17 protein-coding genes are annotated in these 12,604 nt (G+C 69.3%); 10 read left to right on the forward strand and 7 right to left on the reverse strand.

Annotated features, from left to right (window positions below; genetic code table 11):
- Positions 1 to 20: 20 nt before the first annotated feature.
- Complete coding sequence (locus ACZZY9_RS12095) at positions 21 to 404, forward strand: cupin domain-containing protein (protein WP_320479645.1); 384 nt, start codon at positions 21 to 23, stop codon at positions 402 to 404.
- Between the two features lie 132 nt (positions 405 to 536).
- Here the strand turns inward: ACZZY9_RS12095 and ACZZY9_RS12100 are convergent, their stop codons facing one another.
- Complete coding sequence (locus tag ACZZY9_RS12100; protein ID WP_463464251.1) at positions 537 to 1,094, reverse strand: GNAT family N-acetyltransferase; 558 nt, start codon at positions 1,092 to 1,094, stop codon at positions 537 to 539.
- A 367-nt stretch (positions 1,095 to 1,461) separates the two neighbouring features.
- Here ACZZY9_RS12100 and ACZZY9_RS12105 point away from each other — a divergent pair, with 367 nt between their 5' ends.
- The 3 genes from ACZZY9_RS12105 (at position 1,462) to ACZZY9_RS12115 (ending at position 3,449) form a co-directional block, all read left to right on the forward strand.
- Positions 1,462 to 1,758 (forward strand): YrhK family protein, encoded by a 297-nt coding sequence (locus ACZZY9_RS12105; protein ID WP_320478382.1) that lies wholly within the window; start codon positions 1,462 to 1,464, stop codon positions 1,756 to 1,758.
- 139 nt (positions 1,759 to 1,897) lie between these two features.
- On the forward strand, positions 1,898 to 2,719 hold the full coding sequence (locus tag ACZZY9_RS12110; RefSeq protein WP_463464252.1) for an ornithine carbamoyltransferase: 822 nt from the start codon (positions 1,898 to 1,900) through the stop codon (positions 2,717 to 2,719).
- Between the two features lie 352 nt (positions 2,720 to 3,071).
- The gene (locus ACZZY9_RS12115; protein WP_463464253.1) at positions 3,072 to 3,449 is read left to right on the forward strand and encodes a hypothetical protein; all 378 of its coding nucleotides are present in this window, start codon (positions 3,072 to 3,074) and stop codon (positions 3,447 to 3,449) included.
- 43 nt (positions 3,450 to 3,492) lie between these two features.
- Here ACZZY9_RS12115 and ACZZY9_RS12120 read toward each other — a convergent pair whose 3' ends face one another.
- From ACZZY9_RS12120 to ACZZY9_RS12140, 5 genes are all read right to left on the reverse strand, one after another.
- Complete coding sequence (locus tag ACZZY9_RS12120; protein ID WP_463464677.1) at positions 3,493 to 4,242, reverse strand: NADPH-dependent F420 reductase; 750 nt, start codon at positions 4,240 to 4,242, stop codon at positions 3,493 to 3,495.
- Positions 4,243 to 4,254: 12 nt separating this feature from the next.
- On the reverse strand, positions 4,255 to 4,869 hold the full coding sequence (locus ACZZY9_RS12125; RefSeq protein ID WP_463464254.1) for a TetR/AcrR family transcriptional regulator: 615 nt from the start codon (positions 4,867 to 4,869) through the stop codon (positions 4,255 to 4,257).
- Between the two features lie 204 nt (positions 4,870 to 5,073).
- The gene (locus ACZZY9_RS12130) at positions 5,074 to 5,376 is read right to left on the reverse strand and encodes a putative quinol monooxygenase (RefSeq protein WP_463464255.1); all 303 of its coding nucleotides are present in this window, start codon (positions 5,374 to 5,376) and stop codon (positions 5,074 to 5,076) included.
- 20 nt (positions 5,377 to 5,396) lie between these two features.
- The gene (locus ACZZY9_RS12135; protein ID WP_463464256.1) at positions 5,397 to 5,696 is read right to left on the reverse strand and encodes a winged helix-turn-helix domain-containing protein; all 300 of its coding nucleotides are present in this window, start codon (positions 5,694 to 5,696) and stop codon (positions 5,397 to 5,399) included.
- Positions 5,693 to 6,136 (reverse strand): chemotaxis protein CheY, encoded by a 444-nt coding sequence (locus ACZZY9_RS12140; protein ID WP_463464257.1) that lies wholly within the window; start codon positions 6,134 to 6,136, stop codon positions 5,693 to 5,695. The genes ACZZY9_RS12135 and ACZZY9_RS12140 overlap by 4 nt, the downstream gene beginning before the upstream one ends.
- A 188-nt stretch (positions 6,137 to 6,324) precedes the next feature.
- Between ACZZY9_RS12140 and ACZZY9_RS12145 the strand changes: the two genes are divergently transcribed.
- From ACZZY9_RS12145 to kdpC, 5 genes are read left to right on the forward strand one after another with little or no spacing between them, the layout of a single operon-like run.
- Complete coding sequence (locus ACZZY9_RS12145; protein WP_192059384.1) at positions 6,325 to 6,465, forward strand: hypothetical protein; 141 nt, start codon at positions 6,325 to 6,327, stop codon at positions 6,463 to 6,465.
- Positions 6,462 to 6,551: a K(+)-transporting ATPase subunit F gene (gene kdpF, locus ACZZY9_RS12150; RefSeq protein WP_071257733.1), complete on the forward strand. Its 90-nt coding sequence runs from the start codon at positions 6,462 to 6,464 to the stop codon at positions 6,549 to 6,551. The genes ACZZY9_RS12145 and kdpF overlap by 4 nt, the downstream gene beginning before the upstream one ends.
- Positions 6,551 to 8,224 carry a potassium-transporting ATPase subunit KdpA gene (kdpA, locus tag ACZZY9_RS12155; protein ID WP_463464258.1) on the forward strand — a complete coding sequence of 558 codons (1,674 nt, stop codon included), beginning with the start codon at positions 6,551 to 6,553 and terminating at the stop codon, positions 8,222 to 8,224. Before kdpF ends, kdpA begins: the two co-directional genes overlap by 1 nt.
- A 2-nt stretch (positions 8,225 to 8,226) precedes the next feature.
- Positions 8,227 to 10,383: a potassium-transporting ATPase subunit KdpB gene (kdpB, locus tag ACZZY9_RS12160; protein ID WP_463464259.1), complete on the forward strand. Its 2,157-nt coding sequence runs from the start codon at positions 8,227 to 8,229 to the stop codon at positions 10,381 to 10,383.
- Between the two features lie 27 nt (positions 10,384 to 10,410).
- A complete protein-coding gene (gene kdpC, locus ACZZY9_RS12165) occupies positions 10,411 to 11,016 on the forward strand; it encodes a potassium-transporting ATPase subunit KdpC (protein ID WP_463464260.1) in 606 nt (201 codons plus the stop codon).
- Between the two features lie 151 nt (positions 11,017 to 11,167).
- Here kdpC and ACZZY9_RS12170 read toward each other — a convergent pair whose 3' ends face one another.
- On the reverse strand, positions 11,168 to 12,115 hold the full coding sequence (locus tag ACZZY9_RS12170) for a nuclear transport factor 2 family protein (RefSeq protein WP_463464261.1): 948 nt from the start codon (positions 12,113 to 12,115) through the stop codon (positions 11,168 to 11,170).
- Positions 12,116 to 12,205: 90 nt separating this feature from the next.
- On the opposite strand from ACZZY9_RS12170, the gene ACZZY9_RS12175 reads away from it, so the two are divergent.
- The gene (locus ACZZY9_RS12175; RefSeq protein WP_463464262.1) at positions 12,206 to 12,598 is read left to right on the forward strand and encodes a winged helix-turn-helix transcriptional regulator; all 393 of its coding nucleotides are present in this window, start codon (positions 12,206 to 12,208) and stop codon (positions 12,596 to 12,598) included.
- Positions 12,599 to 12,604 lie beyond the last annotated feature (6 nt).

Raw genomic sequence — 12,604 nt, forward strand, 5'->3', positions numbered from 1 at the left:
CCAGGAACCACGATGGTCTCATGACCTATCTGCACGGGATCGACGTCGCTGCTGAGCTTCGTGAGGTTCGGGATCATTGGACGCCGCGGGTCGTCGGGCAGGTGAACGACCAGTACGTGAAGGTCGCCAAGCTGCTCGGTGAGCTGGTCTGGCATGCTCACGATGCTGAGGACGAGATGTTCCTCGTCGTCTCGGGCCGCCTCCGGATCCAGCTGCCTGACGACGAAGAGGTCGTACTCGGCCCAGGGCAGTTCCACGTCGTCCCGCGAGGGGTGCAGCACAACCCGATCGCGGACGAAGAGGTCGAGATCGTCTTGATCGAGACGATCACGACGGCCCACACCGGCGACGTCGTCGTCGAGGGCACCGTTCCGGTCGAGAGGCAGATCGGCGACTTCCGCTGACCTGGACAGCAGGGCCGACGGTTCGTCCGGTGGACGATCGCGGAAAGGGCGGGCGTGAGCGCTGGGATCCGGCTGCGACGACGGCGTTCCGGCTCGGCTGCTGGTCCCCGGAGGCAGTCCGCCGACCCTCGTCTAGGAGGCGAAGAGGCGGAGTGCGTCCTCGCTGAGCGGGCGGTCGGCGAAGAGGAGCCGTACGGCATCCGGGTCGGGGTTCCCCTCGTCCGGGCCGCGCCACACGAGCTCGAGGCCTGCCCGCTGGGCCGCACGACGCGATCCCTCGTTGTGCTCGAGGAGGGACGCGACCAGCGGCAGATCGCGCCCTGTCGCGGACACCGCCTGTCGAGCCGCTGCGACGATCTCCTGCGCGTAGCCCCGGCCCCACGCCGATGGAGAGAGCCGGTAGTAGATGTTCCAGGCGAGGCCCCCGCGAAGGCTGGGGCCGCCCATGCCGACCAGCGCGCCCGTCGCCGTGTCCCGCGCGACCCAGACATCGACGCCGTTGACCTCCCATCCCGCCAGGTACCGATCGACCAGTTCGCGTGTCTGGGACGGCTCGGTGTGGCGTGCGGACGGGAGGTGCCTCCAGACCTCCGGGTCGGCGTGCAGGGCGTGGAGTTCCGGCAGATCTCGATCGGTCGGGCGGGAGAGCGTCAGACGCTCGGTCAGCGTCGCCTGGATCGGGTGGGTCATGTCCACCATTCTCCCGTGCGTCGTCGATCAGGAGTCAGTCGCCGCGGATCCGACGCTCATCGAGGTCTGGCCGAAATGCGAGACGGGCGCACGCCAGGGTCGACAGCGCAAAGTGCATGCGTTGTAATAGATCTCGGTAAGCGCGCTGGTTACGCGCCAGGAATGGACCGATTTCGGGATCGGCCATCCGCCCTCGACCGGCTACCGCGGCGATTCTGATCCTCGTCGCGTCGGCCGTCTGTCGATGTCGAGGGCGGGGCCGGCTTCGCGCACCCCTGCGCGGCGGCCCCGCCTGAAAGCACCGAAACCCGGATCTCCGCCCCTTTGCGCCACGACCGTGGCCGGGGGCTGATGGTTCCATGGAGCGATGGCACCCGACTCAGACTCCGACGGCCGGACCGTGAGCTTCTCCATCGGACGAGACGAGATCGTGATCCGACACAAGTACGAAGTCGTGAGCATCGTCAACGACATCATGGTCGCGGCCTGGTTCGTGGTGGGCAGCATCCTCTTCTTCTCCGAGTCCACCACCATCACGGGTACGTGGCTTTTTCTGCTCGGCAGCATCCAGCTGATGATCCGACCCCTCATCAGACTCGCTCGTCGCATCCATCTGCAGCGTTCCGGCAGCGGCGCACCCGGAGACAGCGGACAGGATTTCTGACCTGCGACGGTCTGACGCATCCTACGGCCTGGCGCCTCCGACGGTTCCACTCTGGACTCGAGGCCAGGTGCGCCCGGTGCCGTCCGGAGTGGTCGGCGCCGACGTCAGCCGATGACCGGGCGGTCTCTACGGTGGTGGCATGCGTTCTCTCACCAAGCTCGACGAGTGGTCTGCGGCAGACGTCCTCCAGGTGTTCGCTCTGGCGGATGCGTACAGCGAGGGCCGTGGGCCGGTCAAGGAGGGGGCGGCGGTCATGTTCTTTCCGCCGAGCAGTCTGCGGACGAGAGTCACGTTCGAGCGCGGGGCCTCGCTGATGGGGCTCCAGCCGATCGTTCTCCCCGACACCACGCTCGACAAGCCGGAGGCTCTGGTCGATGTCGCCCGGTACCTGGACGCCTGGGTCGACATCATCGTGGCTCGGCACCCCGACCTCTCCGTCATCGAGGGCCTGGCGGTGGCTCACTCGCTGCCCGTCGTGAACGCGATGACCGACGTCAACCACCCATGCGAGGTGCTCTCCGACCTGTACTCCCTGCGCCGCAGGGGCGACATCTCGAAGCTCCGCTTCCTCTTCGTCGGCGCCGACGGCAACATCTCCAGGGCATGGCAGGAGGCCGCGAGGGTGCTGCAGCTGGATCTCATCCAGTGCTGCCCGGCTGAGCTCGCGACCCCGGGCGCTCTCTGGACGGATGACCTGGAAGCGGCCATCAGATCGGCGGACGTCGTCCTCACCGACGGTCCCGGCCCTCACGCCGAGCTCCTCGAGCCCTATCGGGTCACTGGGGCCCTTCTCGACCTCGCGCCGGCAGGGGTCCGCTTCGCTCCGTGCCCGCCGTTCGTACGCGGCCGCGAGGTGAGTGCCGACGCCGTGTCGCACGCGGCCTTCGTCGGTCACGCGTTCAAGGCGCCGCTCCTCCCTGTGCAGCAGGCGGTCATGGCATTCTGCCTCGACCTCGGATGACGACGCCCGCCGGGCCCGGGACTGAGTCGCGCGCGGAGCGCATCGGCGGTCGATCGTCCGCCCGGTTCCCGACGGACGGGGCTGTACGACGCTCGGTCAGACCGGGTACGGTGTGGCGCTCACCGTCGAGAGGAACCGCATGTCCGCATCGCGTCCGTCCCGCAGGAGCCGGCTCACCGTCCCGTCTCTCCGAGCTGCAGCGGCTGCCGTAGCGGCCCTCGTAGCGGGGCTTTTGGCTGCGTGCACGACGGGCGGCGACGATGTAGGGGCGAGCTCCCCGCCGACGAGCTCCGCATCTGCTTCTGCGTCGGCAGGCGGTTCCGAGGCGGACACGGACGGGGCGGAAGCGGACATGGATGAGCTGCCGCTACCTCGCCAAGACATCTCCGACTGGGCGGCCGGCGCACTCCCCGCGCCCGGTGCAGCAGAGCGGTTGGTGAATCAGAGCGGCTGGCTCAGCGACGGCACCTCGTCTCAGCTGACCGTGTCTGCACCTGAGGAGCCCGCTGGGCGATACGCGGTCGATGTGGCGTGCCTGGGCAGCGGGACGATCACGGTCCGCCTCCAGGAACCCGAGGACCCCGCGGCTCCCGGCTCCCCGGATGCGACATGCACGGACGAGACGATCAGCTTCGAATACGACAGCAGCCCGGACGCACCGCGTGTCAGTCTCGGCCTCTCCGGTGCCCCGACCGTCTACGCCGTGGCCATCGCTCCCGTCGAGGGGTGACCGCTGCTGCACGGACACCGATCCGCCACGGAATCAGTCCGAGTCAGAACTGACGTGCGGCGACGTCCGGCCGCGTCGACGCGGCCAGCAGCTCACGGAGGCGGTCCGCGGTGACGGGGGCCCCGGGATCGGACAGATAGTCCGCAATGAACCCATCGAGGTCGGCGGCGTAGATGGGCGTGTACGCCCCCGACTCGGGCTCTGCTCGCCACGATTCGGCCAGTGTCCCCCCGTCGACCGGCTCGAAGCCGAGGTCGTCGACGATCGTCGAGACCCGCTTCTTGGCATGATCCTCGTCGCCGTAGACCGCGAGGGCGGTGCGGGGAGTGGAGTGGGCCAGGGCGGGGATGTGGTGGAACAGGATGTTGTTGAAGGCCTTGGTCACGACGGCCCCGGGCAGCAGCTCGCGCTCCAACTCGGCCGTGTTGACCTCGAGCGAATCGAGGCGCGCGATCCGGCCGTCCCGGTGCGGGTAGTAGTTGCCCGTCGAGAGGACGGTCCGGCCGGAGAACGCCTCGCCAGGGAGCGCCTCATACGCGCCGAGTGGCACGGCCAGGACCGGCACCTCGCCGAACTCGATGGCTTCGCGGCTGTCGCCGGCCTGCGCCTGGGTCCCTAGTTCGTCGATCAGGCCACGCAGCGACTCCGGGCCTCGTGAGTTCGCGATCAGCACCTCGTAGCCGGCGGCGACGGCCAACCGGGCGATGCCGCTTCCGATGGCTCCGCTGCCGATGATTCCGATGCGCTTCATGTGTATCTCCTTCGTGTCGTGGTCGGTGCCCCTGGCGGGCAGGGGAACGTGCTGTCAGTCGCGGGGTCGCGCGGGCCGAGGAGGTTCCGGCGTCGCCCATCCCGTCCGTGTCAGAGCGGAGAGCGCTGCGGCCGAGGCGTCGTCAGCGAGAGCGGCACCCTGCACCCAGCTCGTCGCCAGTGCGGCGAGGAACAGGTCACGTGGGCGGATATGGCTGCGCGCCAGACCATCTCGTTGGGCCGCCTCGAGGAACTCCGCCGTGGTCGTCACGAACCCCTCGCAGGTCGTGGCGAGGGGCGATGCACTCGTCGTGGTCGCCTCCCGCAGAGGTTCAGGGAGGCCCTCGTATGCCCCAGCCCACATGACGACGGCTTCGAGCCAGCCGTCGAGCGCCTCGGCGGTGCTGACGGATTCAGTTCGCAGGCGCTCGCGTCGAGCTATCAGCTCGTCGTCGCGGCCGGCCAGAAGAGCGGCCAGCAGTGCTTCGCGAGTCGGGAAGTGACGGTAGAGCGTGCCTGCGCCGACACCTGCCTGCTTCGCGATCGCGTCCAGCGAGCCGCCGACTCCGTGCTCTGCGAAGTGCCTCTCGGCCGTCCCCAGGATGAGATCCCGGTTGCGTCGTGCATCAGCTCTGGGCGCACGGGCCCTCGTGCCCACGTCTTCGACCATGGAGATCCTCTGCTCTGACCGGAGACATTCTCCGTATAGATCAGGAGACTATCTCCGTTTGCTGAGAATGCACCTGATCCACTCGCGACGTGGGCAGCAGCCGGAGGGGCAGCAGCCGCTGGGCATCGCGCCTCGAGTCATCGGTCATGGCCGAGAACGAGTCCGCCCGGCACGCCCGACAGCCGAGCGGCAGCGGACGCCGATCTAGTCGCGGAGGGGTGATCCCACGACAGTGAAGCGGTGACCGCCGAAGGTGCCGTCGAGCAGGGGGCGGGCTCTGGCGATCGCGTCCTGCACCTGGGGGAGGGCGAGGGAGGCACGGTGCGCCTCAACCGAATCCCAGAGCTCGACGACGAAGACGGTGTCGGGCTGATCGTCGTCCACCCCGACCTCGTAGGCCCGGCATCCGGCGCCCGTGAGGCTCTCGTTGCGCTCGGTGAGGAGGGCGACGAGTTCATCGCGCTTTCCGGGTGCGGCCCCGAGGGTGCCCACGTTCACGAAGGTCATGTCGCGAGGCTACCGCGGGCTCAGCCGGCGGCGATCTCGCGCAGCGTCGCCAGATGGGTGGCCCACGCCGTGCGGCCCTCCGCCGTGAGCTTGAGGGAGGTCCGTGGTCGCTTGCCGACGAACCCCTTCTTGACCTGCACGTAGCCGGCCGCCTCGAGCACGCTGACCTGCTTGCTGAGCGTCGAGTCGCTGACCTGCACGGCATCGCGGAGGTCGGCGAAGTCGAGCTGGTCCGCTGCCGCGAGGGCCGCGGTCATCGAGAAGCGCACCGGCTGGTGCAGGGTGTCCGACAGTCGGAGGCGCGGGTGCTGCTCGCTCATCGCCGAGCCGCCTTCGCCTCGTACGTCGCCGCACCCACGGAGAGTGCGAGCAGCGCGAGGGCCAGCAGGCTCGAGGCCAGCAGCGCCTCGCCCTGGGAGGTCGAGACGACGAGCATGGCGACGAGGTAGACCGCGAAGATGACGCCCATGTAGAGGCCCCACCGTCGCCCGAACCCGTTCTTGTGCGAGCGGAGGAACGCGAGCTGGAACGCGATGATCACCGCGATCCAGACGATGAGAGCGAGCATCGCGATCAGGTAGTTCGTGCCGGAGGTGAGCCCCATGGCGAGGGTGCCGAGCGACAGGGTCGACCCGAGGGCCAGCAGCACGGCGACGGCGGGCCAGCTCGCGGTCGAGGTCGCCTGGCGGCCGGTCGCATCGGCGTCGGCGAGGAGGCGGCGGGCCTCGTCGGGTGTGGGGAGGGACGTGCTGTTCGTCATGGTGCTGATCCTCTCTAGGGGGTGTCTGTGGTCCCATCGTAGTAAGTACTTTCCAATCGTGCAAGTACTTTCTTGCCAGACCGGGATCCTGTCCGGCCGTGTGGTCTCCGTGAGGAACCCCCGTTTTCGCGTGAGGAACCCGTAAGGGCCATCTGAGACGGCCGCATGCCGGTGTCTACTGACTCGCTGTGCCCACGACGGGCACCGGGTCCTGGTGGCCCGTCGATCCTTCTCTTGGAGTCGTAGTGCTCGACATCGTGTACGTGCTCGCCGTCATCGCTGTGTTCGCAGTGGTGTCCCTCGTGGCGAAGGGGGTCGAGAAGCTGTGATCGTCTTCAGCATCGGTGCGGCCGTACTGGCCGTCGCCGCGCTCGCCTACCTCGTGTACGCGCTCGTGAAGCCCGAGCGGTTCTGATGGACACCCTCTTCGGCATCCTCCAGATCCTGACCGTCGTCGTCGTCCTGGTCGTCGTGTACCGCCCCCTCGGCGACCACATGGCCCGCCTGTTCACCACCGCGAAGGACTCTCGCCTCGAACGCGGCTTCTACCGCCTCATCGGCGTCGACTCCGCCTCCGAGCAGACGTGGCCCGCCTATCTGCGCGGCGTCCTCGCCTTCTCGCTGGTCGGCGTGCTGTTCGTCTACGCGATCCAGCGCCTCCAGGCGTTCCTGCCTTACTCGCTCGGCTTCCCCGCCGTGCCCGAGGGGCTGTCCTTCAACACCGCCGCCTCCTTCGTCACGAACACCAACTGGCAGTCGTACTCGCCCGACACGACCCTCGGGTACGCGGTCCAGCTCGGCGGTCTCGCCGTCCAGAACTTCGTCTCGGCGGCCGTCGGGATCGTTGTCGCCGTGGCCGTCATCCGCGGGCTCGCCCGCGCGAAGAGCGGCACGCTCGGCAACTTCTGGGTCGACCTGACCCGCACGCTCGTCCGCCTCCTCCTTCCCCTGGCCGTCGTCGCGGCCGTCGTGCTCGTCGCGGGCGGGGTCGTCCAGAACTTCGCCGGGTTCACCGACGTCACGACCCTGACCGGGGGCACCGCGACGATCCCCGGCGGGCCGGTCGCCTCGCAGGAGGCGATCAAGATGCTCGGCACGAACGGCGGCGGCTTCTTCAACGCCAACAGCTCCCACCCCTTCGAGAACCCCACGCCGTGGACGAGCCTGTTCGAGATCCTGATGATGCTCGTCATCCCGTTCTCGCTGCCCCGCACCTTCGGCCGCATGGTCGGCTCGACGAAGCAGGGCGTCGCCATCGCGGCGGTCATGACGACGATCTTCGCGGTCTCGCTCAGCGCCATGACCTGGTTCGAGCTCCGCGGCGCCGGCACCGCGACCCAGCTCGCCGGCGGCGCGATGGAGGGGAAGGAGGCGCGGTTCGGCATCTGGGGGTCGACCCTCTTCGGTTCCACCTCGACCCTCACGTCGACCGGCGCCGTCAACTCGATGCACGACTCGTACACGGCTCTCGGCGGCATGATGCCGATGATCAACATGATGCTCGGCGAGATCGCCCCCGGCGGCGTCGGCTCGGGTCTCTACGGGATGCTCGTGCTCGCCGTCATCACGGTGTTCATCGCGGGCCTGCTCGTCGGCCGCACGCCGGAGTACCTCGGCAAGAAGATCGGGCCGCGCGAGATCAAGCTCGCCAGCCTGTACATCCTCGTCACGCCGACCATCGTGCTCGCCTTCACCGCGCTGAGCTTCGCGATCCCCGCGGTGCGCGCCGACGTCGAGGGCACGTCGATCTGGAACCCCGGCCTGCACGGCTTCAGCGAGGTGCTCTACGCCTTCACCTCAGCCGCGAACAACAACGGCTCGGCCTTCGCCGGCCTCACCGCGAACACCCCCTGGTTCAACACGACCCTCGGCGTCGCGATGCTGCTCGGCCGGTTCGTGCCGATCGTGCTCGTGCTCGCCCTCGCCGGCTCGTTCGCCGCGCAGGACAAGGTCCCCGCCACCGCCGGGACCCTCCCCACCCACCGCCCGCAGTTCGTGGGCCTGCTCACCGGCGTCTCCGTGATCATCACCGCGCTGACCTACTTCCCCGTCCTCGCACTGGGACCGCTCGCTGAAGGGCTGCAGTAACCATGTCCACCATCACCGACACACCCGCCACCGTCGATCACGACCAGAAGGCTGCTCCGACGGACCGCGGCGGCGCCTTCAGCGCCGCCCAGCTCGTCGCGGCGCTGCCCGGCGCCCTGCGCAAGCTGGACCCGCGCGAGATGTGGCACAACCCGGTCATGTTCATCGTCGAGGTGGGCGCCGCTTACACGACGATCCTCGCGATCGCGGATCTGTTCACCGGCCCGCAGTCCTCGGGCGGGTCGCCCGTCCCCGGCTCCTTCACGTGGGCCATCGCGATCTGGCTCTGGCTGACCGTCGTCTTCGCCAACCTCGCCGAGTCCGTCGCCGAGGGGCGCGGCAAGGCGCAGGCCGAGACCCTCAAGGCCACCCGCACCAGCACCACCGCCCAGCGCGTCCTCTCGTACGACGCGATGTCCGACGCCGGTGCCGAGCGCGCCTCCTCGGAGTCCGTGTCGTCCGCCGATCTCACGCTCGGCGACACGGTCGTCGTGACCGCCGGCGAGCTGATCCCGGGCGACGGCGACATCGTCTGGGGCATCGCCAGCGTCGACGAGTCGGCGATCACGGGCGAGTCCGCCCCGGTGATCCGCGAGTCGGGCGGCGACCGCAGCGCCGTCACCGGCGGCACCCGCGTGCTGTCGGACCGGGTCGTCGTCCGCATCACGAGCAAGCCGGGCGAGACCTTCGTCGACCGGATGATCCGCCTCGTCGAGGGCGCCTCCCGACAGAAGACGCCCAACGAGATCGCGCTGAACATCCTGCTCGCGAGCCTCTCGATCGTGTTCGTCATCGTGACCCTCACGCTGAACCCGATCGCCGGCTACAGCGACGCGTCCGTCAGCATCCCGGTGCTGATCGCGCTGCTGGTCTGCCTCATCCCGACGACGATCGGCGCGCTGCTGAGCGCGATCGGCATCGCCGGCATGGACCGCCTCGTGCAGCGCAACGTGCTCGCCATGTCGGGGCGAGCGGTCGAGGCCGCCGGCGACGTGACGACGCTGCTGCTCGACAAGACCGGCACCATCACCTACGGCAACCGGCAGGCCGCCGAGTTCACGCCCCTCGACGGCATCGCGCGGGCCGAGCTCGTCGACGCCGCGGCGCGGTCCTCCCTGGCCGACCCGACGCCCGAGGGCAAGTCGATCGTCGACCTCGCCCTGACGACGGGCTGGCACGACGCCGGCGACCAGCACGGGGAGATCGTCCCGTTCACCGCGCAGACCCGCATGTCGGGGCTCGACCTGCCCGACGGCACCCGGATCCGCAAGGGCGCCGGCAACTCGATCATCTCGTGGGTCGAGGAGGATCGCCGCCTCGCCTCGAGCGAGCACGACGAACTCCAGGGCCGCATCGACGAGATCTCGAACGCCGGCGGGACACCCCTCGTCGTCGCGATGAAGAGCACCACGGCCGAGGCTCGAGTCCTCGGCGTCGTCTACCTGAAGGACGTCGTCAAGACCGGGCTGCGCGAGCGCTTCGCCGAGCTGCGGTCCATGGGCATCCGCACCGTGATGATCACGGGCGACAACCCGCTCACGGCCAAGGCCATCGCGGCCGAGGCCGGTGTCGACGACTACCTCGCCGAGGCCACCCCCGAGGACAAGCTCGCGCTGATCCGCCGGGAGCAGGAAGGAGGCGCGCTCGTCGCCATGACCGGTGACGGCACCAACGACGCCCCCGCGCTGGCGCAGGCCGACGTCGGCGTCGCCATGAACACCGGCACGTCGGCCGCCAAGGAGGCCGGCAACATGGTCGACCTCGACAGCGACCCGACGAAGCTGATCGACATCGTCCGGATCGGCAAGCAGCTGCTCATCACCCGCGGCGCCCTCACCACGTTCTCGATCGCCAACGACATCGCGAAGTACTTCGCGATCATCCCGGCCATGTTCGCCGGGGTGTTCCCCGGGCTCGGGCTGCTGAACCTCATGCAGCTGAGCTCGCCGGCCTCCGCGATCCTGTCGGCGATCGTCTTCAACGCGCTGGTCATCGTCGTGCTCATCCCGCTCGCGCTGCGGGGCGTGAAGTACCGCGCAGCGTCGGCGTCGTCGATCCTGTCGCGCAACCTCCTCGTCTACGGACTCGGCGGCGTCGTCGCCCCGTTCGTCGGCATCAAGCTCATCGACCTCGTCGTCAGCGTCATCCCCGGCTTCTAGCCGGCGACCAGAACCGAGAAAGAGACCATGAACACACGCACCCTCCTCCGCCAGTACGGCGTCGCCCTCCGCGCGATGATCGTCTTCACCCTCGTCCTCGGCGTGGCCTACACGGCCGTCATCACCGGCGTCGGACAGCTCGTCCTCGGCGGCAAGGCCGACGGATCCGCCGTCATGCTCGACGGCGAGACCGTCGGCTCGTCCCTGATCGGGCAGTCGTTCACCGACGCCGACGGGGCCGCCCTGCCGGAGTGGTTCCAGTCACGGCCATCCGCAGCGGGCGACGGCTACGACGCCTCCGCCTCGAGCGGCAGCAACTACGGACCCGAGAACGAGGACCTCATCGCCGCGATCGACGAACGCCGTACAGCGATCGCCGAGAGCGACGGCGTCGACCCGGAGGACGTCCCCGTCGACGCCCTCACCGCCTCCGCGTCCGGGCTCGACCCGCACATCAGACCGGAGTACGCACACATCCAGGTCGAGCGCGTCGCCGCAGCACGTGACCTGCCCGTGGCGGAGGTCGAGGCCCTCGTGGCGGAGCACACCCAGGGCCGCGACCTCGGCTACCTCGGAGAGCCCACCGTGAACGTGCTCGAGCTGAACACGGCTCTGGCCGCGACGTCACGCTGACGCCGTCGAGCGGAGCGGCTCCGTCGAGCGGAGCGGCTCCGTCGAGCGGGGCGACGCCGGGTGCCGCCCGGTGCCGCCCCGAAAGGCGATCCCGCCGCCTGCGACCCCGCCGACGACGACTTCGCTGCTCGGGGTGGCGGCCGTCTGGTCGCTAGCTGGTGGGGACCACATCCCAGTGCTCGCGGATGAGGTCGCCGTCGACGCGGAACAGGTCGGCTGCGAGCAGCGGGTCGCCGGGCTTCGCGCCGACCGCCTGGGAGAAGGTCCAGACGATGTCGCCGTCGGAGAGCGAGATGACGGACTGCTGGGCCGGGAACTGCGCACCGCTGCCGAACAGCTGCTTCAGCGCTGCCGTCCCGTTCGGAGCGACCGGGTTGTGCTGCAGGTAGGCGGGGTCGAAGGCCCGGTCGAGGATCGAGGCGTCCTGGTCGCGGAACAGCGTGTCGTACGCCGACACCGCGAGGATGCGGTTGCGTTCCTCCTGACGTTCCGACGGTGCGGCGGTCGGACGTGCCGGTCGGTACAGATCGCTGAACATGGTGTTCGTGTTCCCGCTCGCCGGTGTGCCGGTCGGAACGGGCTGCTCGAGCGACCAGTGCTCGACGATCCGGCCGTGCTGGAGGCGGAACAGGTCGACGGCGGCATCACCGCGTCGTTCGTCGCGCGGGTCCGGTGCGATCTGCCAGTGCACCGCGACGAGGTCGCCGTCGGCTGCGATGTGCTTGATCACTGCCTGAGCACCGGGGACGCGGGTGCGGTCCGCCGCGAACTGGGCGAGCACCGCCTTCGGCCCGGCCGTGCTGCCGGCTCGGTGCGAGACCGCGCTCGGGGAGACGAACCGGGCGGCGATCTGCCGGGCCGACTTGCTGTCGGGATCGGCGAAGGCCTGGGTGAGGAGCGTCCGGACGGCGCAGGCGTTGCGGTGTTCGGTGGTGGTGTCCTGCCGATCCGCTGCGACCGTGACGGTCGCCTTCGGCTGGGGCCCGGGAGCCGCGCCTGCCGGCGTGGCGACGCCGAGTCCGGTGAGGAGGGCGACTCCGGCGAGGACGGCCGTGCCGCGGGCGAGGCGGGCACGACGGGCGGTGGAGATGGTGGGCACGAGTACTCCTTCGATGGTGAGCGATCGGGATCGCAGCATCGCAGAGAACTCTCCCCAGCGGAGGTACGCACTTTTTTGTAAGTTGCTTACATGGATGTCGGAATCGTGGAAACGCCTGCACCGCCCGCGCGCGATCGGGACGCCCCGGCGCGCTTCCCTGCGGCGTGTCCTTCGCGAGTCGTGCTCACACATGTCACGAGCCGGTGGGGCGTGCTCGTGCTCCTGGCGCTCGAGCAGGGCGGCATGCGGTGGGGCGAACTGCGACGCACGATCGAGGGGATCAGTGAGAAGATGCTCGCCTCCACCTTGCGGACGCTGGAGCACGACGGGATCGTGAACCGGGTCGCCCAGCCCACGATCCCGCCCCGGGTGGATTACTCGCTCACCGAGAGCGGCGCCGAACTGGCCGCGCGACTCGTCCCCCTCATGGACTGGATCGTCGAGCACGCCGACACGATCGTCGATCGATCCTCCGGCGACTGACACCCG

Source organism: Frigoribacterium sp. AC394 (genome assembly GCF_979258095.1).

Bases quoted from the DNA above. Each gene is read 5' to 3' on its own strand.
- ACZZY9_RS12140 (WP_463464257.1), bottom strand. From the start codon at position 6,136: ATGACGAACAGCACGTCCCTCCCCACACCCGACGAGGCCCGCCGCCTC.
- kdpB (WP_463464259.1), top strand. From the start codon at position 8,227: ATGTCCACCATCACCGACACACCCGCCACCGTCGATCACGACCAGAAG.
- ACZZY9_RS12125 (WP_463464254.1), bottom strand. From the start codon at position 4,869: ATGGTCGAAGACGTGGGCACGAGGGCCCGTGCGCCCAGAGCTGATGCA.
- ACZZY9_RS12095 (WP_320479645.1), top strand. From the start codon at position 21: ATGACCTATCTGCACGGGATCGACGTCGCTGCTGAGCTTCGTGAGGTT.
- ACZZY9_RS12105 (WP_320478382.1), top strand. From the start codon at position 1,462: ATGGCACCCGACTCAGACTCCGACGGCCGGACCGTGAGCTTCTCCATC.
- kdpA (WP_463464258.1), top strand. From the start codon at position 6,551: ATGGACACCCTCTTCGGCATCCTCCAGATCCTGACCGTCGTCGTCGTC.
- ACZZY9_RS12110 (WP_463464252.1), top strand. From the start codon at position 1,898: ATGCGTTCTCTCACCAAGCTCGACGAGTGGTCTGCGGCAGACGTCCTC.
- ACZZY9_RS12130 (WP_463464255.1), bottom strand. From the start codon at position 5,376: ATGACCTTCGTGAACGTGGGCACCCTCGGGGCCGCACCCGGAAAGCGC.
- ACZZY9_RS12175 (WP_463464262.1), top strand. From the start codon at position 12,206: ATGGATGTCGGAATCGTGGAAACGCCTGCACCGCCCGCGCGCGATCGG.
- kdpC (WP_463464260.1), top strand. From the start codon at position 10,411: ATGAACACACGCACCCTCCTCCGCCAGTACGGCGTCGCCCTCCGCGCG.
- ACZZY9_RS12135 (WP_463464256.1), bottom strand. From the start codon at position 5,696: ATGAGCGAGCAGCACCCGCGCCTCCGACTGTCGGACACCCTGCACCAG.
- ACZZY9_RS12115 (WP_463464253.1), top strand. From the start codon at position 3,072: ATGGATGAGCTGCCGCTACCTCGCCAAGACATCTCCGACTGGGCGGCC.
- ACZZY9_RS12100 (WP_463464251.1), bottom strand. From the start codon at position 1,094: ATGACCCACCCGATCCAGGCGACGCTGACCGAGCGTCTGACGCTCTCC.